Source organism: Pseudomonas anguilliseptica, from assembly GCF_021375795.1.
Classification (GTDB): Bacteria; Pseudomonadota; Gammaproteobacteria; order Pseudomonadales; family Pseudomonadaceae; genus Aquipseudomonas; species Aquipseudomonas anguilliseptica_A.
Genome location: NZ_JAEIOI010000003.1, coordinates 395,124 through 414,111 on the forward strand (window position 1 = coordinate 395,124; position 18,988 = coordinate 414,111).

The window sequence follows — 18,988 nt, forward strand, 5'->3', positions numbered from 1 at the left end:
GTCTTTGACGTCACTCCGAACGGAAGGTAGACGGACACCATTTGGGCCAATGGATAGGTAGGAAAAGTAATGCATGTGATCACTGAGGCGGCTATCAAACGCAGAGAGTATTGGGTAGAAGAGATTCACAAAATCTGTGAAGGCAGCTTTGGCAATAAGTCAGAGAGACTTGAGCGTGAGCTAGCTCAAGAAATCACCACGCAGGGAAGTGAGGCCCTAATAGACCATTTACGCCTCAGCGGTGATATTCCTGAGTCATATGGCCATGACACGACTGAAGAAAAACAGTACTCGAAATATACCGATGCCCTTCTTTCAGAAACATACAAAGCACTCGGGATGAATAGCATTGTTTTAAAAGAAAGAGCCGATGCGGCGGATGTTGAAGTTGTAGCCAATGGATTTAGCTTTGTTGCAGATGCCAAGGCTTTTCGCCTGAGCCGAACGGCCAAAAACCAAAAAGACTTTAAAATTCAAGCCATGGATGGATGGAAACGGGGCAAGCCATACGCTATGGTCGTGTGCCCAATCTATCAACTTCCAACTAAATCAAGCCAAATTTATGAGCAAGCAAGCTCACGTAATGTATGTATTTTCACATATTCACATCTTGCAATGCTGGTCTCATTTAGCCAATTAGAATCTCCCGCTCGCGCAGAAGAACTTATCCATCATGTTTTCCAGACAGTTCCTGCACTGAATCCATCAAAAGATGCCTCACAGTATTGGCTGGCAATTAACAGAACCATGCTTGGTTTCTCCGACAAAATTAGTGAGCTGTGGCGGATTGAAAAACAAGCGGCTGTTGAATCTATCGCAGCAGCAAAAGAAGAAGCCCTAATGTTTCTTGCAAGGGAGCGTGAAAAAATCATGCAGCTATCCCACCAAGATGCAATTAAAGAACTAATAAACATGCACAAAATTGAGAGCCGAATAAAGGTTATTTCTCAAGTTTCAGACAACGGCCTCTTGGAAATTCGTTAAATGGAAGACCTATTTAACAAATTATTTGTTGGCGATAGCATTGCTGGCATCAAGCGGCTTCCAGATAACTTTGTAGACCTAATACTCAGCGATATTCCTTATGGCATAGGCGCGGAAGATTGGGACGTTCTCCACGACAATACAAATTCAGCTTATTTGGGTTCTAGTCCAGGGCAACAGAAAGCTGGAGCTATATTTAAGAAAAGAGGAAAGCCAATTAATGGTTGGTCTGAAGCTGACAGAGCCATCCCACGACAATATTATGAATGGTGCTCAACATGGGCACCTGATTGGTTGCGCACACTGAAACCTGGTGGTTCTGTTTTTATATTTGCAGGCCGCAGATATGCTCACAGGTGTATTGCAGCTATGGAGGATGCAGGCTTTTCGTTCAAGGATATGTTTTCTTGGATGCGGCAAAAAGCACCCCATAGAGCCCAGAGATTAAGTATTGTTTACCAAAGAAGAGAAGATCACGCAAACGCAGTAAAATGGGAAGGTTGGCGCGTGGGAAATATGCGCCCCACATTTGAGCCTGTATTATGGTTTACAAAGCCCTACAAAATAGGCACAACAATTGCTGACAACGTACTGACACACGGAGTTGGAGCATTCAATGAAGAAGCCTTCCTCAAGTATGAACCGACACCTGACAATGTATTGACATGTGGTTTTGAAGCAGGAGAAACAGGTTTACACCCAACACAAAAACCTGTTCGCTTAATGCAAAGCCTTATCGAACTTACCACACAAGAGGGCCAGATTGTATTAGACCCATTCTCTGGTAGCGGTTCGACGCTAGTAGCCGCACAACGGCTAGGCAGAAAGTATATAGGCTTTGAAGCATCGCCTGATTATGCAAAAATTGCAGAAGCAAGATTAGATATTAATAAAAATCAGCGGTCATTGTTCGACCTATAGCCCGAAGAGGTTTACTTGTTCCAGTGACGCTTAACAGTGGCAATTCCAATAGATAGCTTTTGTGCTACCTGCGACTGCGTATAACGTTGTGCTTTCAACTCGCTAACTGCCGCCGTTGTTTTAATGGCGGCGGGTCGGCCTAAGGTTTTACCTTCGCTTTTTGCCCGAATTAGCCCTGCATGCGTTCTCTCCACCAACAAATCACGCTCAAACTCAGCTACAGCAGCAATTACCTGCAAAGTCATTTTCCCTGCTGCCGAAGTTAAATCTGCACCACCAAGCGCTAGACAGTGAACGCGAACGCCCATTGCATTCAATGAATCAACTGTCGAGCGCACATCCATTGCGTTCCTTCCCAGCCTATCTAGCTTCGTAACTACCAAAACGTCGCCCGACTCCAGCTTATCGAGCAGCTTACGCCACCCAGGACGTTTATTGGCCTCTACAGAACCACTGATGGTTTCCTCAACCACTCGTTGAGGTTCAATGCTGAAACCAGAAGACCTTATCTCATTTACTTGGTTATCCGTTGTCTGTGTAGTTGTACTGACTCGACAGTACGCAAATGTTCTGGACATGCTCACCTCAGGTATCATTTAACTAAATGGTATCATTAAAGGTATCATATATCAACATCAGCTAGTTATTTGATACCAAAAAGCGGCATATTAAACAGTATCGTTTAACGGTCATTTTACGATACCTATTACAAAACGCAGGTTTGGCAGAAAATCTCGGTCAATTTCGAACAACTATTAAAAATAGCTTTTTTATAGTCAAAATCTATTACGCCGGCGACATCATATTGCCAAATGTGATTGGATGCGATGACTCGCATAAGTGAGAATATCTACATCGGAGCTGTATCGTTTTATCAATATCAACCACATGGAGAAATTTATGAAAGCTCTCCATGTATTCGTTTTGCACAGAAAATCTATCTATATTTCAGCTCTCTACCTATCGCAGCTCTGAGCTCAAGGAGCTCGCAGGTAAAATTGCATCTACGCACGAGATGCACCAGGTCAACGTGCAGGCCCGAGAGCTGGCAGATTATGCCAATAGTAACTTTGACTTCGGGGTTTGCCTCCGAGCGATAAAGGGTGCAACGCTAATTTCTAAGTGCGAAAGACTTAAGAGCGTTGATTTTTGGTATCAGCAGCTTACTAAAATATCATCTCGTGCACGCGAAAGTATCGCCGTTAGAAGCTTATTGGTGGGGGCCTCACAGCCTTTTTGTTCCAATGAAACGTTCGAGCTTTATATTGAGCGTCAACAATCTCGCGGCTCTAAAGCCTTAAAAAACCTCCAGAGAAATCTGGAGCGTGCGGCAAATCAGTCTTACCTGATGGCCAAGGCTGCCTCGCAAAAAGCATTTGCTGACGGATTCCTATCTGTTTTCGTGACCCTGGGCCTGGATGGGAGATATCACTCATCTAGTTCAGCCTACCTGGGAAAAACCTTCCAAGATGGTTATTTAGAATTAAGCGCCGCCCTTGGCTCTATCCTTGAGCGACTTTCTAAGGTGGGGACTAGAGGAATTGATTTTTATGGCCTTCGCTGCGTAGAAGTTCATGAAGACGGATGCCCCCATTTTCATATTCTTCTATTAATACGCCCTGACCTTCTACCGTGTATTACTGAAAAGATACGAGACCTACATAGGGTGCATTCAGTTGAAGCAGGAATGCACTTTGAAAAGTATGAAGCCAAGATTTTACAGGTAAGAAGGGCTGAAGGGGACTGGTGCGAATCTTATGGCAAGGCTGTCGCATATGTCTTCAAGAACTCATATGCGGGGAGAGATACAGATCGGCAAAAGCTCATAGGTGCTCTACGGCAAAAGGCAGTCATAAGCACTTATGGAAAACACCAGTATGAGTTCATCGGAATGAACGGTAGTGCTTCAGTTATTAGAGAACTTTCAAAAAGAGGCGAGGTTGGGCAGGTAGCGAATGAACTAGGGCTTTCAGGTGGTAGTGAGGATAGACGAGCAAAATGGTTTAAGGCCGTTGGCGCTTTAATATCAGGAGGGGTAAAAAAGTACAGGTTGGTGAAAGAATCAAGACTGAATCGCTACGGAGAGCACGTTAAACGAACTGTAGGCGTTGTAGTTAGAGGGAGCTCAAGGCATGGCTTCACTGGTAATTCAATACGGCTTTCGGCAGTTATATGCAATAGTTCTAGAGAGCGGCGTTCGCTGCCCACCCGAGCAGGGGAATACTCCTTTGCTGATCAGTTTTACTGTCAATCAATTCGCGCCCCCCCTAATTTACCCTGGCCGGCTTGAGTTGAACTCACCGGGTAGGGATTGGTGAGTAAATTTTCTTTCGGTTGAGCTCTGGCGTGCTATTGCTTCGTTGCTCATATAGCTCAAGCAGTCGCTCAGCTGCTTCAGCCTGAGCAACTGCCATGTCCAGGTCATGTTGGCGTCTTGCTAGTGCCTGCTCGCGCCGCCCTAAAGACAGGTCTTGTTCTGCTTGCTCCAGAGCGTGCCGTTGTAAGTGACTGGCCGCTTGCTGTGATTGCGCTTCGATATTTGCCAACGCTTTTGTCCGTGAGTGCAATGCTTTGCGTTGTCGCGCACCTGCGGTTGCTTGCTGAGCAATTTGTTTTACCTGTGCTTGAGCTTGCTTCCAAGCCTCGGTTTCATGTCCCAGTGCTTTTGCTGCATAGTCCAGCCGGGTCAATTTCACAGAGTGCTCAGGCCCTTGAAGACCCGTATAGAATTTTGAAATTTCGGTGTGATGGGCTTTTGAACCACGGACGCCGCGTAGTAAGCCATGAGGCTGGCCACAAGCCGAAAAAAAACTGTCCTGCATCGCTCTCATGGCCTTCGGCCCACCTAAAAAATCCCGCGCTGAAAGGCGCGCGTCCTGGGTCAGCGGAACAACGTAAGCCACAAGATGCGGCGTTGTTTCGTCAAGGTGCACAGCAGCTGCGAGCACATTGTCTTGACCATGCCGAGCCCGAAGCCAAGCAAGTGCATCTGCAAAATAACCTGAGCCGAGGTCATCTAGATGTCCGCCATGCTTGATGAAGGCTTCGGGGGAGGCTGTTATCAGGTACTCGATGCACAAAACCGCATCCCTACGGCGAGATTCAGGAAGCCTGGCCGAGAGTCTGCTAAGCAAATCTTTAGTGTCTCGGCTGCCCAAAAAACGATTCTTAAAGGCGTTGGCGCCGTCAGCGTTGAGGGTAGGTCGCTCGCGAAATGTGTGCCGGGCTGAGCGCGCTACTGCTGAGACAGATTTGTGCTTTTCTGCACGAAGGATTGCGTACATGCCTATCTCCCCAGCTCTACCGAGTCCTCGGGCTTTTTCGGTGGCTTGATTGGGGGGAGACGATTCGGGCAATTCAGTATGGCTTGTTTTTCACCTTGGCCTGAATCACTGTGCAGGTGCTTTTCTACAAGCCGCAGCAGGCGTTCAGCGTGGGCAGAGTCGACTAACAGGCTGCAAGACTGGTCATCCTGGTCATGAACTACGATCCCTGCACCCCACGATACGAACTCCATTAGTGCCTGCCAGCAGACGGGAAAGATGAGATCCTGATCAATGCGGTGCAGCCGCCCGCCCAGGGAAATTGGGGGGCCATACTGAATACTGGCGTTTATAAAGTCTTTTAACTCGCTAAGACGCATTTCTAAAGCAACCTGCATGAGCAGTTTAGTTTCAGCTGCGCTTAATTGGGATATTTCGGTGTTCATATCGCTTCTCCGTCGACTGTGTTTATATACAGTATTATGCTGATGATCCGGAAGATGCGCAATGTTTTTAAAACATCATACAGATGTATAACCCACTACACATATCGACAAGTCGATATTGTGGGCCAGCGTGCCGCTGGACTGCGTATTCAAGCACTTTCATCAGGGTTATACAGCTCAGCCATGTCAAGAATCGCGCCGCTCAGAACACTACCGATTCCCCCGTCTCCTTGATTTATTACAAGATCAAGATTGTTTCTATTGTACGAGTAAAATTTAAAATCATCGCCGTCGTGATCGACCAAAAAATTCTCTTCACCCTCTGCTACCACAACGTATCTTTCAGAATATCTTGCATCAGCCGTAATATTGACTTTGATACCAAGATTTTTGATCAAGCTGTTTGCCCTTGCCCGCCCATCATAGCTCGCCAGATCAAGTCGCTCAAAAAACTCATCCTTGTTTATGATCTTCTCTCTTTGCAAGTCTGCCATTAATCTATGCCTTGCAGACTTCAACTCATCCAACTCATCTTCTAACTTACCAATAATGGTAACTAGCGTTCCAGGTATTTTGGATCCAAACGACAATATTTGATCTGACAACTCGCTTAGCTTCCCAGACACATCTGACATCTTTGCATTTACAACGCTCAATTCACTCTTCAGCTTTCCTTGTGCATCTTGAACCAAACTCAAACTATCAACTTTTGCTAGTATTTCTTTGAATGCAGCTTCTGAACGGTCTAACCTGATCTGTTTATTTTCGCATGTACCCTTAGCAGCCCCATAGCACCGCAAATATTTACCACCTTTAGGTTTTTTCCCCTTATTTACTAAATGCATCGACTGGCCACAAATCGCGCACTTCGCAACTCCTTGCCAAACATTAAAATCTTTAGTTTGCCTTGTAGATTTATATGCCTTCCGTTCCTCCCTGGCGGACTGAGCTTCATAAAACATTGACTCAGAAATGACGATAGGGAAAAAATCCGGTATAGGTTCACCAGAAGGCGAGCGTATACCATCCACCAAATTTGTAGGCTGATACTCCCCTAGCAAAGCTCTATTTGATAAAATTTTACTGGTAGAACTGCTACCCCAGTTACCACTTTTATTTCTATTTTCCGAACCAAACGTTGGGATATTTTCTTTATTCAACATTTTGGCTATGAGCCTTTGCCCATAGCCAGCAGATGCAAGATAGAATATTTTCTCTATTACTCTAACCCTTTCCTCAATTACCTTATAAATACCATCCTCATATTTAATCCAATATGGGCATGCCGCACCTAGAGGCTTTTTGTACTCGCGAGCATCTGACTGCTTTTTTTTCCATGCTTTTGATACACGCATTCCTTTCAGACTTGATTCACTATGAGCCCTGCTCATATGAACAATGCTTATTATTAAGTCAAGCTCGTTATAGTCTTGCGTGTAAACTTTGCCATCGGCAGAAGTATATATATTTATGCCTTTATTCAATAAGTCCAAGAACCTAGGCAATGCATCCTTCACTGTTTCTCGACTTAATCTGTCTAGCGACTCAATTATAAGAAACGATCCAGGAGGGATAGTCCCATCGTTAACGTAAGAGAGAAACCTAGCCAATTGCCCTGTATCATCTAAATGCTTTCCCTTGTAAGCACTACGGCCTCTATCAAAAAACTGATAATCCTTCGTACTGACTAACTCTAGCCCCTGCGCTTCGCAATAACGTATTGCGGCTTCTTGTTGACGTCGAAAGCTATCCCCCTTGGCCTGTTCCGGGCTGCTAAATCTCACGTAGCTGTAGGCTTTTGGCCTCTGGTCGGTCATAGCTTTTGTCCTTAGTCTGTTCTGGGTGTAATGTATCATAACCTGTTGTTTACCGGGCCGCCCGGCACCGGCAAAACCCTGCTGGCCAGCCGTCTGCCCGGCCTACTGCCGCCGCTGAATGAGCAGGAAGCGCTGGAAGTGGCAGCCATCCACTCCGTGGCCAGCCACACGCCGCTAAGCGCCTGGCCGCAGAGGCCCTTTAGAACGCCTCATCACAGCGCATCCGGCCCGGCACTGGTCGGCGGCGGCAGTCGCCCACAACCGGGCGAAATCACCCTGGCCCATCACGGAATTTTGTTCCTCGATGAACTCCCCGAGTTTGATCGAAAGGTGTTGGAGGTGCTGCGTGAGCCCCTGGAAAGCGGGCAGATCGTGATTGCTCGGGCACGCGACAAGGTGCGCTTCCCCGCACGCTTTCAACTGGTGGCAGCGATGAACCCCTGTCCCTGTGGACATCTCGGTGATCCTTCCGGACGCTGCCGCTGTTCCACTGAACAGATCCAACGCTACCGCGGCAAGCTTTCCGGCCCGCTGCTCGACCGCATCGACCTGCACCTCAGCGTGCCACGGGAAACCACCCGGCTGGATGCCAACGCCGACGCCGGCCCCAGCAGCGCTGAACTGGCCACCCTGGTGATACAGGCGCGCCATGCACAATTGGATCGCCAAGGCTGCGCCAATGCCCATCTGGATCTCAATGGCGTGCAGCAGCATTGCAGCCTGCAAGACGAAGACCGCGCATGGCTGGAAAATGCCTGCGAGCGCCTGGGCCTGAGCTTACGGGCGGCACACCGGGTGCTGAAAGTGGCGCGTACCCTGGCGGACTTGGACAAAGCGATGCATATCAAACGCAGCCATCTGGCTGAAGCCTTGCAGTACCGCCCCAGCATCGGCGCTACCTGAATTGCAGTCATAAAGAAGCCCCGCATGCGGGGCTTCTTTTATAGGGAGTTGTAACGCGTAGCGTCTTTTTACGATCTCGCGAGCTAGAGACATGCAAGGCAGAAACAGGCGAAAAAGCGGAGTGTACAAGCTGTACATGAGCATTTTGAGCCTGTTTCTAACGCAGCAGGGCCGACGCGCAGCAGATCGTAGACAGGCGCTTACTGGTCGCGGCGGGCTACCTGCTCACGGCAGGCATCACCGAATGCCTTGAAGATCTTCACCGAATGCGGGTTCTGCGCCGCCTGCCACTCCGGATGCCATTGCACGGCCAGGGTGAACTGCTCGGCGCCCGGCAGATGAATCGCTTCAACCAGACCATCCTCGGCATGGGCCAGCGCCTCGATGCCTTCACCCAGCTTGTCCAGGGCCTGACCGTGCAGCGAATTGACCGGGAAATCGGCCTCGCCCATCAACTCGGCAAACCAGCTACCCGGCACCGCACGCACGCTGTGGCTGTCGGCATACTGCACGTCCACCGGCGCGCTGGTGTCTTCGCGATGGTCATTCATACCCGGCACTTCATAGACCTTCTGGTGGATATTGCCGCCCAGGGCCACGTTGATTTCCTGCATGCCGCGGCAGATGGCGAACAAAGGCAGGCCGCGGGCCAGCGCCGCGCGAATCAGCGGGATATCGAACAGATCGCGATCCTTATCCTGGCCCTTGGTTGGAGTCAGGTTTTTCTGCCCATAGAGCGCAGGGTCGATGTTGCTGCCGGCCCCAGTCAGGTACACGCCATCGACCATCGACAGGTACTGGTCGATGTCGTCGGCACCGCAGCAACTGGGTGCCAGTAGCGGCACACAGCCCGACAGTTCGACCAGGGGGGTTATGTATTTGTGGGTCATGACTTGATAGGCATGCCCTTTGCGCTCTTGCGCGCCCATGGACATCAGGACAACCGGTTTACGCGCGCCTGGGCGCTGTTTCGTATTGTTGTTGGACATACATCACCTTGGGGCAGCCGGGATTGGCTGCCGTTGTTGTGCAGAAGGGCTGACGGTTGTCGCGCACCTTCTGTTTTACGGCTGATTGCGCCTGTCTAGCTGGCCGCCGCAGCGGCATCAGATGCGCGAGAAACACTCATCTGGCAGTCGCAACCCTGGAGCCAGTCTGCCAAAGCCGTAAAATATGTCAAACAAATACGCTTATATTGTTAAGAAATCAGACCACAAGCAGCAGACAACTAAGCCGAACAAACGAAGCAAGCCACTGTTTTAAAAGCATTAATCTGAGAAAGCTGGCAAACGATAGTCCAATATTTTTTACGCCTTATGCGCTGTCGTGCTAACGCACCCGACTGTCCACCCGCTCAACCGCAGGCAACTGCATCGCCGCCACATCCGCCACCAGATAATCGCGCAAACGACGAAAGCGTTCCTGACCACGGCGCGCCTTGGGCCATACCAGGTAGTAGCTACAACCGCTGGGTACCGCGCTGGGCCAGGGCAGGCCGAGTCGGCCCTGAGCGACATCCTCGGCGACCATCACCAAATCACCAATCGACACCCCGTAGCCACGCGCCGCCGCCACCATGCCCAACTCCAGAGTATCGAACACCTGGCCGCCCTTGAGCGGCACCTGATCGGCCAGGCCCATGGCCTGCAGCCATTGCCGCCAGTCGCGGCGGTCCGGGGTGGGATGCAGCAGCTCGGCGGCTTGCAGACGCGGCAGATCCCAAGGTTGTTCGCTCAAGGCTTCAGGCGCGCAGACCGGAATCAGCCACTCGGCAAACAGCTCGGTGCTTTCCCATTCCTCAGGAAAATCGCCCTGGCTGAGCAATACCGCGCAGTCAAATGGCTCGTGCAAGAAGTCCACTTTGTCCACATCCATCCAGGCGCTGGTCAGCTGCACCTCGCTGGCGCTGCTCAGGCGATAACGTGACAGGCGCGCGAGCAACCAGCGCATGGTCAGGGTCGAGGGCGCTTTCAGGCGCAGCACTGTGTCGTCAACACGCAGGGTGTTGCAGGCCCGTTCCAGCGCCTCAAAACCATCGCGCAAGCCCGGCAGCAGCAGGCGCGCGGTTTCACTGAGCTGCAAGCTGCGGCCGCGGCGTTCGAACAGACGGCAGGCGAAGTGCTCTTCCAGGGTGCGCACGTGTCGACTGACCGCGCTCTGGGTAATCGCCAACTCTTCGGCGGCGCGGGTAAAGGAGCTGTGCCGCGCCGCCGCCTCGAAGGCGCGCAGGGCATAGAGCGGCGGCAAACGCGAACTCACGCCTGCAATCCATGAGTAATAGTCATGTATGTCATCGCTATTATCCTTTTGTGCTGCTACGAGTGGCTCATGAGAATAGGCGCATTCTCTGCCTGTACGGATTAACCGGGCAAGCCTTATAACTGAGTAGAACTCATCATGCCGCAATCCCTTCGCAGCGAACTGCACGCCATTCTGAAACTCGCCGGGCCGTTGATTGCTGCGCAACTGGCACATGTACTGATGGTGTTTACCGACACCGTGATGATGGGCCTGCTCGGCCCCGCGACCTTGGCTGCCGGCGGGCTGGGCGCGGCCAGCTATTCGTTTGTCTCGATCTTCTGTGTTGGGGTGATTGCCTCGGTCGGCAACCTGGTGGCGATCCGTCATGGTGCACAGGATGCGGCCGGCGTAACCCGGCTGACGCAGAACGGCTTGTGGCTCGGCTGGGGCCTGGCATTGCTGGCCGGCCTGGCGTTGTGGAATCTCGGCCCAGCGTTGCTGTACTTCGGCCAGAAGCCGGAAAACGTCAGCGGCGGCATGCAGTTTCTCTCCACCTTGGTGTTTGCCCTGCCCGGTCATATGAGTTTTATGGCGCTGCGTGGCTTTACCAGCGCCATCGGCCGTCCAGGTCCGGTGATGGCCATCAGCATTGGCGGGGCGCTGGCCAACTTCATCCTCAACTATGCCTTGATCAAGGGCTGGTTCGGCCTGCCGCCACTGGGCCTGGCCGGGATCGGCCTGGTCACCGCCGTGGTGATGAATATCATGGCATTGTTACTGGCCTGGCATGTGCTGCACCACAGCGCCTACAGCCCTTATCCGCTGTGGCGCGGCTTGTTGCGGCCGGTGTGGGTCGAGCTGAAAGAGCTGCTGCGTCTGGGCCTGCCGATTGGCGGCACCTATGCGGTGGAGTCCGGGCTGTTTGCCTTTGCCGCACTGTGCATGGGCGCGCTGGGCAGCACCCAGCTGGCGGCGCACCAGATCGCGATCATGTCGGTGTACGTGGCCTTTATGGTGCCGGTAGGGATTTCCTACGCAGTGACCTTCCGTATCGGCCAGCACTTTGGTGCCGGCCGGCTACTGCAGGCACGCCAGGCCGGGCGTCTGGGACTGAGCCTGGGCGCGCTGTGCATGCTGGGTTTCGCCTGCTTGTTCTGGCTGGCACCGCACTGGGTGGTAGGGCTGTTCCTCGACCACAGCGACAGCGCCTATGCCGAGGTGGTCAGCCTGGCGGTGGCGTTACTGGCGATTGCCGCCTGGTTCGAGTTCTTTGATGGCATCCAGACCATCGCCATGGGTGCAATTCGCGGTCTCAAGGACGCCAAGACCACCTTCTGGGTCGGCCTCGGCTGCTACTGGGCCGTTGGTGCGCCGCTGGCCTGGACGCTGACCTTCCCACTGGGCTGGGGCGCAGCAGGCGTATGGTGGGGACTCGCTGGCGGCCTGGCCTGCGCTGCTATCGGTCTGACCCTGGGCTTTGAATGGAAGACCGCGCGCCTGCTGCGCCCCTCGACAATCAGTCGGCAGCCTCTGTCTCAGGCTTCCTGAAGCGGTAAAACAGGTTCGGCTCACTGACCAGATACAGCGTGCCCTGATCATCCATGGCGATGCCTTCGCCCTGCGGGACGCTGCGTTTGAGCCCGTTGCGTCCACCGAGCAGCGACAGGCTGCTGATCGGCTGCCCATCGACATTCAGTTCCAGCACCAGGCGTGACTCATCGGAAAGTGCCAGCAGGTGGCCGGTGCGCTCATCGAACTGCAGGCTGGACAGGTCGCGCACGAACAGCCCGGCGTCACGTTGATGGTCATCCACTACGTGCACGGCAAACGGCTGCTGTGGATCGCGCTGGGGGAAGCCATGAATCTCGTAGATGCGCAGCGGGTCGCGTTCCTTGGCAACAAACAGGCGCTGACCCGCCGAGTCATAGGCCAACCCTTCAAAGCCCTTGTTGCCATTCAGACCAATGCTCAGGGACAGTTGCTGGGCCTGATCGGCATGCAGGGCAGTGGTCGTATCATCCACCCGCACCTTGATCAGTCGCTGACGCCGCTCATCGGTGATCACATAGAGGCCGGGGCTGATGTACTCGACCGCTTCGGCATCGCCAAAGCCTTTTAGCTCGATGCGTCGGAGAATCTCACCCTCCAGCGACAACTCGATCAGCTGTGGCCTGTCGTTGGTGACGGTAAACAGGCTGTTGCGATCCGGGTCGAAGGTCAGGGCCGAAACATCATCATCCAGACCGGCAATCGGTTTGGCCTCAATTTCAACCTGGTAGTCGGAGAGCCAGATGGAGCCCTCCTGCCATTTGGCTGCATGCTGCCACTGCTGCACGTTGAACCAGGCACGCCCAAACAGGCGGTATTCCTGAGCCAGCAGCCCCAGCAACAACAACACAAGCAACAGGATGGAGAGCAGCAGGTGCTTCAGGGTCAGGTGAATACGCATATCGACTAACTCTCGGCGACTACATAACAACACGAAAAAGCCAGCCCGCAGACATGCTGTGGGCTGGCGCGATAAACCAGTCAGGACAATCAGTTGACCAGTTCGAGGTACTCGACATCGATCTCGCGGCTCATCAGGTCGCGATCAACTTCGCCCGTGATCTTCACCGTGGCGGTTTCGGAAATGGCCTGGGCTGGCCAATGCTCATCATCGATCTCGACGTTGATGGTGCCGCTGGCGTCTTTGAACTCATACAGCTCATCCTGCAGACGCTTGACGATCTGCCCCTGCAGCACCACCGGGGTGTCATCGGCAGCGTCCAGCGCTGCCGCTACTGTGGTGACCTGAAGGGTGGCGCCAGGGCCGGTGTAACCGGTGGCCATGGCAGCGGTGGAAAACAGTGGCGCCAGCAACAGAGCAATAGTCAGACGTTTCATGGGGTAACCCTCTATCAGTAAGTTGATGGGGTTAGCCTAATGGGCCTAGCTGAAGCCAGGCTTAATCGGCGCTTAAGCCAAGCTTAATCCGCCACCACCGGCTCCTTTCGCAACACATAGAACAGGTTGGGCTCACTGACGATATAGATATTGCCGGCTGAGTCCATGGTCACCCCTTCAGCCTGACCGATGCCCTGATGCAGGCCATTCATGCCACGCGCCAGGCTGATAAAGCTGACCGGCTCACCCTGCTCATCAACTTCCAGCAACAGCCGCGACTCATCGGAGAGCACCAGGGCATGGCCGGTGCGGGCGTCATAGGTCAGCGAGGAAATATCACGCAGAAACAGATGCCCGGAACTCAGCGGCTCAAGGGTTCCAGCCGCGCCATCCTCACCGGGAAACGGCAGGCTGAACAGGCCCAGCGGGCCACGCTCCTTACCCAACAGCACGCGCTCATGGCGAGAGTCCCAGGCGATACCCTCAAAGCCCTTGTTACCGGCATCGGCAAAACCCAAATCGAAGGATGCCAACTCGGCAAACTCCAGGCTGCGGGTCAACGCGCCCAGTTTGAAGGTGGTCAAGGTACGGCGGCGCTCATCGATAATCGCCAGGCGACCATCGGAGAGCATCTCCACCCCTTCCGGGTTGGCAAAACCATGCAGATCGATACGCCGCAACACCTGACCATCCAGGGTCAGCTCGATCAGCTGCGGGTATTTTCCAGTTACGGTAAACAGCGTGTCGCTCTCGGCGCTGTAGGTCAGCCCGGACACCTCGCCCTCTTCCAGACCCTGCAGCGGTTTGCCTTGCAGCACCGCCTTGTAGCCTGGCAACCAGATGCTCGCCTGCTGCTCGGCAACTCCTGCCTGTTGCTGTTGAAACCAGAAGGACAGACGGTCATCCCAGTGGCGATAGCTCGCCACCAGAACAACGATCAACGACAGGCACAGCAGCACGATCAGCCAGCGCAGACGCACCAGCCGGGCAATCCAGATCGACATCGCACACAACCCATAAGAACGATGGCTATCAGACTAGAGAGCAACGCTTAAGTTTCTGTTAAGCCGCCAGACCAGAGGCACCTCCAGGTGCCTCTCCAAAGTAGGCTGCGGATTAAAGGGCGCGGCTGGTGAAGCGACTATGCCCGACCAGCTCCAGCACCAGCTCATCACCCTTGTGCAGAGGGCCAACGCCCACCGGCGTACCAGTGAGAATCACATCACCCGGTTGCAGGCTGAAGTGGCCGCAGATGTGCTGAATCATCGGCAGGATAGGGTTAAGCATGTCGCGACTATTGCCGTCCTGACGCACCTCACCGTTGATCGCCAAGCGGATGCCGATATCGCTGAGGTCTTCGACTGCATCGCCCGGTACAAAAGGCGCCAGCACACAGGCACCGTCGAAGGACTTGGCGGTTTCCCAGGGATAGCCCTTGGCCTTGAGCGTGGCCTGCAGGTCGCGCAGGGTCAGGTCCAACGCCGGCGCGAAGCCGGAAATGGCATCACGTACTTCTTCAGCGTTCGGCGTGCGCGACAGCGGCTTGCCGATCAGCACGGCGATTTCCGCTTCGTAATGCACATCGCCCTTACCCTCGACCAGGGTGAAGCCGTCATCCAGCGGTACCACACAGCTGCCGGTCTTGATAAACAGCAGCGGCTCGGTCGGCACCGGATTGTTCAGCTCCTTGGCATGCTCGGCGTAGTTACGGCCAATGCACACCACCTTGCCCATGGGAAAGTGGATATGGGCGCCATCGACATACTGATGCTGGTAGCTCATAAGCAACTCCTGATGGGAATGCATAACGCCGCTCGTTGTGCGAGCAGACGGCGTAGAGCGGTAACCCCACCCTACGCTCTGAATCGTTGATCGCCCATGGTGGACGAGCCTTCACGGGATGTCGTTTCGACCAAAGGCGCAGGCAACAGCCGCCACGCCATCAGAGCGAAAAGATCTTGCCCGGGTTCATGATGCCATTCGGGTCGAACACGCTCTTGATCGCCTTCATATAGCCAATCTCCGCTTCCGAGCGGCTATAGGTCAGGTAATCGCGTTTGGTCATGCCCACGCCGTGCTCGGCGCTGATCGAGCCGTTGTACTTCTGCACGGTCTCGAACACCCACTTGTTGACGGTGGCGCACTTGGCGAAGAACTCGTCCTTGGACAGGTTCTCGGGCTTGAGGATATTCAGGTGCAGGTTGCCGTCGCCAATATGGCCGAACCAGACGATTTCAAAGTCCGGGTAGTGTTCGCCGACGATGCGGTCGATGTCATGCAGGAAGGCCGGCACCTTGGAGACGGTGACCGAAATATCGTTCTTGTACGGCGTCCAGTGGCTGATGGTCTCGGAGATGTACTCGCGCAGCTTCCACAGGTTTTGCAGCTGCTGCTCGCTCTGGCTCATCACGCCGTCCAGCACCCAGCCCTGCTCGACGCAATGTTCGAAGGTGGCCAGAGCCGCTTCGGCGACTTCCTCGGTGGTGGCTTCGAATTCCAGCAGGGCGTAGAACGGGCAATCGGTTTCGAAGGCCGGCGGCACGTCGCCACGGGCCATGATCTTGGCCAGGGCCTTGTCCGAGAAGAATTCGAAAGCAGTCAAATCCAGCTTGTTCTGGAAAGCGTGCAGCACCGGCATGATCGAGTCGAAGTCCGGGGTACCGAGGACCATGGCGGTGAGGTTCTTCGGTGCACGATCCAGACGCATGGTGGCCTCGACGACAAAACCGAGGGTGCCTTCGGCGCCGATAAACAGCTGACGCATGTCGTAGCCGGTGGCGTTCTTGATCAGGTCCTTGTTCAGCTCCAGCAGCTCGCCAGTGCCGGTGACGACCTTCAAACCAGCCACCCAGTTGCGGGTCATGCCGTAGCGAATCACCTTGATGCCGCCGGCATTGGTGCCGATATTGCCGCCAATCTGGCTGGAGCCAGCAGAAGCGAAGTCCACCGGGTAGTACAGCCCTTTGTCCTCGGCGAACATCTGCAGCTGCTTGGTCACCACGCCCGGCTGACACACGGCGGTGCGGTCGAATTCGTTGAAGTCGAGAATCTGGTTCATGTAGTCGAAGGCCACGACCACTTCACCATTGGCCGCCACGGCGCCAGCGGACAAGCCGGTGCGGCCGCCCGACGGCACCAGCGCCACCTTGTGCTGATTGGCCCAGCGGACGATGGCCTGGACCTGCTCGATGCTCTTGGGGAAGGCAATCGCCAGCGGCGCTGGGGCGAAGTGCTTGGTCCAGTCCTTGCCGTAGGCGTTGAGGGAATCGGCATCGGTGAGCACTTTGCCGGGCTCAACCAGGGTCTTCAGCTCTTCGATCAGCGCAGGGTTGGTCATCTACGGAACTCTCAAACGATTCATGGTCACCCTGAGCACGCTTCATCTGCCAGGGTAGGTGTTTCGCGGGGCTCGTATGCTAGCATACGCACCCCGTGAATCGTGCCCCCGCGCCGATCTGCGGGCTGCGGCCGGCGGCGCTCGGCCTCTTCCCTGACACTATTTGTGGGACAACAGGTACTCCGATGAGCAAGACCTCTCTCGACAAGAGCAAGATCAAGTTCCTTCTTCTTGAAGGCGTCCACCAGAATGCAGTGGACACCCTGAAGGCCGCTGGTTACACCAACATCGAGTACCTCAAGGGCGCACTCTCCGACGACGAACTGAAAGAAAAGATCGCCGACGCGCACTTTATCGGTATCCGTTCGCGCACCCAGCTGACCGCCGAAGTCTTTGACTGCGCCAAGCGCCTGGTGGCTGTGGGCTGCTTCTGCATCGGCACCAACCAGGTTGACCTCGAAGCCGCACGCGAGCGCGGTATCGCCGTATTCAACGCACCGTATTCGAACACCCGCTCGGTAGCCGAGCTGGTACTGGCCCAGGCCATCCTGCTGCTGCGCGGCATCCCCGAGAAGAATGCCTCCTGCCACCGTGGTGGCTGGATCAAATCGGCGGCCAACTCCTTCGAAATCCGCGGCAAGAAGCTGGGTATCGTCGGTTATGGCTCGATCGGCACCCAGCTCTCGGTACTCGCCGAAGCCATGGGCATGCAGGTGTTCTTCTACGACACCGTGACCAAGCTGCCGCTGGGCAACGCCACCCAGATCGCCAAGCTGCATGACCTGCTGGGCATGTGCGACATCGTGTCGCTGCACGTACCTGAGCTGCCGTCCACCCAGTGGATGATCGGTGAAAAGGAAATCCGCGCGATGAAAAAAGGCGGCATCCTGATCAACGCCGCACGCGGCACCGTGGTTGAACTGGAGCACCTGGCCGCCGCGATCAAGGACGAGCACCTGATCGGCGCCGCCATCGACGTGTTCCCGGTCGAGCCGAAGTCCAACGACGAAGAGTTCGAAAGCCCGCTGCGCGGCCTGGATCGCGTGATCCTCACCCCGCACATCGGTGGTTCCACCGCCGAAGCGCAGGCCAACATCGGCCTGGAAGTAGCCGAGAAGCTGGTCAAGTACAGCGACAACGGCACCTCGGTGTCTTCGGTCAACTTCCCGGAAGTGGCCCTGCCGGCGCATCCGGGCAAGCATCGCCTGCTGCACATCCACGCCAACATCCCAGGCGTGATGAGCGAGATCAACAACGTGTTCGCCGAAAACGGCATCAACATCTCTGGCCAGTTCCTGCAGACCAACGACAAGGTCGGCTACGTGGTCATCGACGTCGATGCCGAGTACTCCGACCTGGCGCTGGAGAAGCTGCAGCACGTTAAAGGCACCATCCGTAGCCGCGTCTTGTTCTAAGCGCTGCCGCGTACGAAAAAGGGAGGCTCGGCCTCCCTTTTTTATGGCAATGCAGCCCCCTGTGGGAGGCGCTTTAGCGGCGACTTCTACAACAGCTATCGCGGCTACGACTGCATGGATGCAGGAGGTAGTGCGAAGCAAGATGCCAAAGCCGAAAGCCCCTCCCACAGGCGGATCAGGCTTCTAATTCGCGTAGCGCGGCCTCGGCAGCCGGCAGCTCTTCTTCGCTAAACACCTGCACCCCAGCGCGGCGCAAAGCCGCTGCGGTCACTCCTTCACCGGTGACTTTGGTGCCACTGAAGCTGCCGTCATAAGTCTCCCGGCTACCGCATGAGGGACTGCGCGCCTTGAGCACAGCGATACGGATGCCATGCTGCGCCACCAGGGCCAGAGCCTGCTGAGCACCATCAACAAAAGCCGCCGTGACATCCTCGCCCTCCACCGTCAGCACTGGTAGCAGTCCATCGAGTACCTGCGCGCCTTGGCCACCGGCAATTTCCGCCGGCGCACGCGGCGTCGGCAGGCCGCCAGCCACTTCCGGGCACAGCGGCACAATGCGGCCTTCCCGCTGCCAACGCTCCAGCAGGTTGAACGGGCCATGGGCGCCGCCGTCATAACGCACGCGCTGGCCCAGCAGGCAGCGGCTCACCAGAATCTTCTGCATCACTCACACTCATTGGTCACTTGCCGTAACACGGCCAGGTTACCGCCTGGTCTGGCCGCCGATCAAAGGGACGGGCCACCCAGCAAATTGCCAAGCACATCACGCAGGGCA

General features: G+C 54.8%; 17 protein-coding genes and 1 pseudogene. 6 read left to right on the forward strand and 12 right to left on the reverse strand.

Annotated elements, in window-relative coordinates:
- Positions 1-69: 69 nt before the first annotated feature.
- Positions 70-984 carry a HindIII family type II restriction endonuclease gene (locus tag IOD17_RS13370; RefSeq protein ID WP_233685556.1) on the forward strand — a complete coding sequence of 305 codons (915 nt, stop codon included), beginning with the start codon at positions 70-72 and terminating at the stop codon, positions 982-984.
- Complete coding sequence (locus IOD17_RS13375; protein WP_233685557.1) at positions 985-1,905, forward strand: DNA-methyltransferase; 921 nt, start codon at positions 985-987, stop codon at positions 1,903-1,905. It abuts the gene before it with no gap.
- Between the two features lie 11 nt (positions 1,906-1,916).
- On the opposite strand, the gene IOD17_RS13380 is transcribed toward IOD17_RS13375, so the two are convergent.
- Positions 1,917-2,483, reverse strand: coding sequence for a recombinase family protein (locus tag IOD17_RS13380; RefSeq protein ID WP_233685558.1), 567 nt, complete (start codon positions 2,481-2,483; stop codon positions 1,917-1,919).
- A gap of 335 nt (positions 2,484-2,818) precedes the next feature.
- Between IOD17_RS13380 and IOD17_RS13385 the strand changes: the two genes are divergently transcribed.
- A complete protein-coding gene (locus IOD17_RS13385; RefSeq protein WP_233685559.1) occupies positions 2,819-4,195 on the forward strand; it encodes a replication endonuclease in 1,377 nt (458 codons plus the stop codon).
- A gap of 7 nt (positions 4,196-4,202) precedes the next feature.
- Here IOD17_RS13385 and mobV read toward each other — a convergent pair whose 3' ends face one another.
- From mobV to IOD17_RS13400, 3 genes are all read right to left on the reverse strand, one after another.
- Positions 4,203-5,189 carry a MobV family relaxase gene (gene mobV, locus IOD17_RS13390; RefSeq protein WP_233685560.1) on the reverse strand — a complete coding sequence of 329 codons (987 nt, stop codon included), beginning with the start codon at positions 5,187-5,189 and terminating at the stop codon, positions 4,203-4,205.
- Positions 5,190-5,191: 2 nt separating this feature from the next.
- Entirely contained in the window at positions 5,192-5,614 is a 423-nt protein-coding gene (locus IOD17_RS13395; RefSeq protein WP_233685561.1) for a hypothetical protein, read from the reverse strand.
- 149 nt (positions 5,615-5,763) lie between these two features.
- Complete coding sequence (locus IOD17_RS13400; protein ID WP_233685562.1) at positions 5,764-7,431, reverse strand: recombinase family protein; 1,668 nt, start codon at positions 7,429-7,431, stop codon at positions 5,764-5,766.
- A 36-nt stretch (positions 7,432-7,467) separates the two neighbouring features.
- Between IOD17_RS13400 and IOD17_RS13405 the strand changes: the two are divergent.
- Positions 7,468-8,334 (forward strand): annotated as a pseudogene (locus IOD17_RS13405) (YifB family Mg chelatase-like AAA ATPase); the annotation flags it as partial.
- 200 nt (positions 8,335-8,534) lie between these two features.
- Here the strand turns inward: IOD17_RS13405 and IOD17_RS13410 are convergent.
- Together IOD17_RS13410 and IOD17_RS13415 are read right to left on the reverse strand one after the other, a co-directional pair.
- On the reverse strand, positions 8,535-9,323 hold the full coding sequence (locus IOD17_RS13410; protein ID WP_233685563.1) for a gamma-glutamyl-gamma-aminobutyrate hydrolase family protein: 789 nt from the start codon (positions 9,321-9,323) through the stop codon (positions 8,535-8,537).
- 340 nt (positions 9,324-9,663) lie between these two features.
- Positions 9,664-10,593 (reverse strand): LysR substrate-binding domain-containing protein, encoded by a 930-nt coding sequence (locus IOD17_RS13415; RefSeq protein WP_233685564.1) that lies wholly within the window; start codon positions 10,591-10,593, stop codon positions 9,664-9,666.
- Between the two features lie 138 nt (positions 10,594-10,731).
- On the opposite strand from IOD17_RS13415, the gene IOD17_RS13420 reads away from it, so the two are divergent.
- Positions 10,732-12,123, forward strand: coding sequence for a NorM family multidrug efflux MATE transporter (locus tag IOD17_RS13420; RefSeq protein ID WP_233685565.1), 1,392 nt, complete (start codon positions 10,732-10,734; stop codon positions 12,121-12,123).
- On the opposite strand, the gene IOD17_RS13425 is transcribed toward IOD17_RS13420, so the two are convergent.
- The 5 genes from IOD17_RS13425 to IOD17_RS13445 form a co-directional block, all read right to left on the reverse strand.
- Positions 12,092-13,024 carry an SdiA-regulated domain-containing protein gene (locus tag IOD17_RS13425; RefSeq protein ID WP_233685566.1) on the reverse strand — a complete coding sequence of 311 codons (933 nt, stop codon included), beginning with the start codon at positions 13,022-13,024 and terminating at the stop codon, positions 12,092-12,094. The genes IOD17_RS13420 and IOD17_RS13425 overlap by 32 nt on opposite strands.
- Positions 13,025-13,113: 89 nt before the next feature.
- Positions 13,114-13,461: a NirD/YgiW/YdeI family stress tolerance protein gene (locus IOD17_RS13430; protein WP_233685567.1), complete on the reverse strand. Its 348-nt coding sequence runs from the start codon at positions 13,459-13,461 to the stop codon at positions 13,114-13,116.
- Positions 13,462-13,544: 83 nt separating this feature from the next.
- On the reverse strand, positions 13,545-14,465 hold the full coding sequence (locus IOD17_RS13435) for an SdiA-regulated domain-containing protein (protein WP_233685568.1): 921 nt from the start codon (positions 14,463-14,465) through the stop codon (positions 13,545-13,547).
- 112 nt (positions 14,466-14,577) lie between these two features.
- A complete protein-coding gene (locus IOD17_RS13440) occupies positions 14,578-15,243 on the reverse strand; it encodes a fumarylacetoacetate hydrolase family protein (RefSeq protein ID WP_233685569.1) in 666 nt (221 codons plus the stop codon).
- 160 nt (positions 15,244-15,403) lie between these two features.
- Positions 15,404-16,798, reverse strand: coding sequence for an FAD-binding oxidoreductase (locus IOD17_RS13445; protein WP_233685570.1), 1,395 nt, complete (start codon positions 16,796-16,798; stop codon positions 15,404-15,406).
- Between the two features lie 185 nt (positions 16,799-16,983).
- On the opposite strand from IOD17_RS13445, the gene serA reads away from it, so the two are divergent.
- Complete coding sequence (gene serA / locus IOD17_RS13450) at positions 16,984-18,213, forward strand: phosphoglycerate dehydrogenase (protein WP_233685571.1); 1,230 nt, start codon at positions 16,984-16,986, stop codon at positions 18,211-18,213.
- 175 nt (positions 18,214-18,388) lie between these two features.
- On the opposite strand, the gene IOD17_RS13455 is transcribed toward serA, so the two are convergent.
- On the reverse strand, positions 18,389-18,877 hold the full coding sequence (locus IOD17_RS13455; protein WP_233685572.1) for a DUF523 domain-containing protein: 489 nt from the start codon (positions 18,875-18,877) through the stop codon (positions 18,389-18,391).
- Positions 18,878-18,988 lie beyond the last annotated feature (111 nt).

Excerpts from the sequence above, each read along its gene's own strand:
- IOD17_RS13370 (WP_233685556.1), top strand. The coding sequence starts at position 70 with ATGCATGTGATCACTGAGGCGGCTATCAAACGCAGAGAGTATTGGGTA.
- IOD17_RS13375 (WP_233685557.1), top strand. The coding sequence starts at position 985 with ATGGAAGACCTATTTAACAAATTATTTGTTGGCGATAGCATTGCTGGC.
- IOD17_RS13380 (WP_233685558.1), bottom strand. The coding sequence starts at position 2,483 with ATGTCCAGAACATTTGCGTACTGTCGAGTCAGTACAACTACACAGACA.
- IOD17_RS13385 (WP_233685559.1), top strand. The coding sequence starts at position 2,819 with ATGTATTCGTTTTGCACAGAAAATCTATCTATATTTCAGCTCTCTACC.
- mobV (WP_233685560.1), bottom strand. The coding sequence starts at position 5,189 with ATGTACGCAATCCTTCGTGCAGAAAAGCACAAATCTGTCTCAGCAGTA.
- IOD17_RS13395 (WP_233685561.1), bottom strand. The coding sequence starts at position 5,614 with ATGAACACCGAAATATCCCAATTAAGCGCAGCTGAAACTAAACTGCTC.
- IOD17_RS13400 (WP_233685562.1), bottom strand. The coding sequence starts at position 7,431 with ATGACCGACCAGAGGCCAAAAGCCTACAGCTACGTGAGATTTAGCAGC.
- IOD17_RS13410 (WP_233685563.1), bottom strand. The coding sequence starts at position 9,323 with ATGTCCAACAACAATACGAAACAGCGCCCAGGCGCGCGTAAACCGGTT.
- IOD17_RS13420 (WP_233685565.1), top strand. The coding sequence starts at position 10,732 with ATGCCGCAATCCCTTCGCAGCGAACTGCACGCCATTCTGAAACTCGCC.
- IOD17_RS13425 (WP_233685566.1), bottom strand. The coding sequence starts at position 13,024 with ATGCGTATTCACCTGACCCTGAAGCACCTGCTGCTCTCCATCCTGTTG.
- IOD17_RS13430 (WP_233685567.1), bottom strand. The coding sequence starts at position 13,461 with ATGAAACGTCTGACTATTGCTCTGTTGCTGGCGCCACTGTTTTCCACC.
- IOD17_RS13435 (WP_233685568.1), bottom strand. The coding sequence starts at position 14,465 with ATGTCGATCTGGATTGCCCGGCTGGTGCGTCTGCGCTGGCTGATCGTG.
- IOD17_RS13440 (WP_233685569.1), bottom strand. The coding sequence starts at position 15,243 with ATGAGCTACCAGCATCAGTATGTCGATGGCGCCCATATCCACTTTCCC.
- IOD17_RS13445 (WP_233685570.1), bottom strand. The coding sequence starts at position 16,798 with ATGACCAACCCTGCGCTGATCGAAGAGCTGAAGACCCTGGTTGAGCCC.
- serA (WP_233685571.1), top strand. The coding sequence starts at position 16,984 with ATGAGCAAGACCTCTCTCGACAAGAGCAAGATCAAGTTCCTTCTTCTT.
- IOD17_RS13455 (WP_233685572.1), bottom strand. The coding sequence starts at position 18,877 with ATGCAGAAGATTCTGGTGAGCCGCTGCCTGCTGGGCCAGCGCGTGCGT.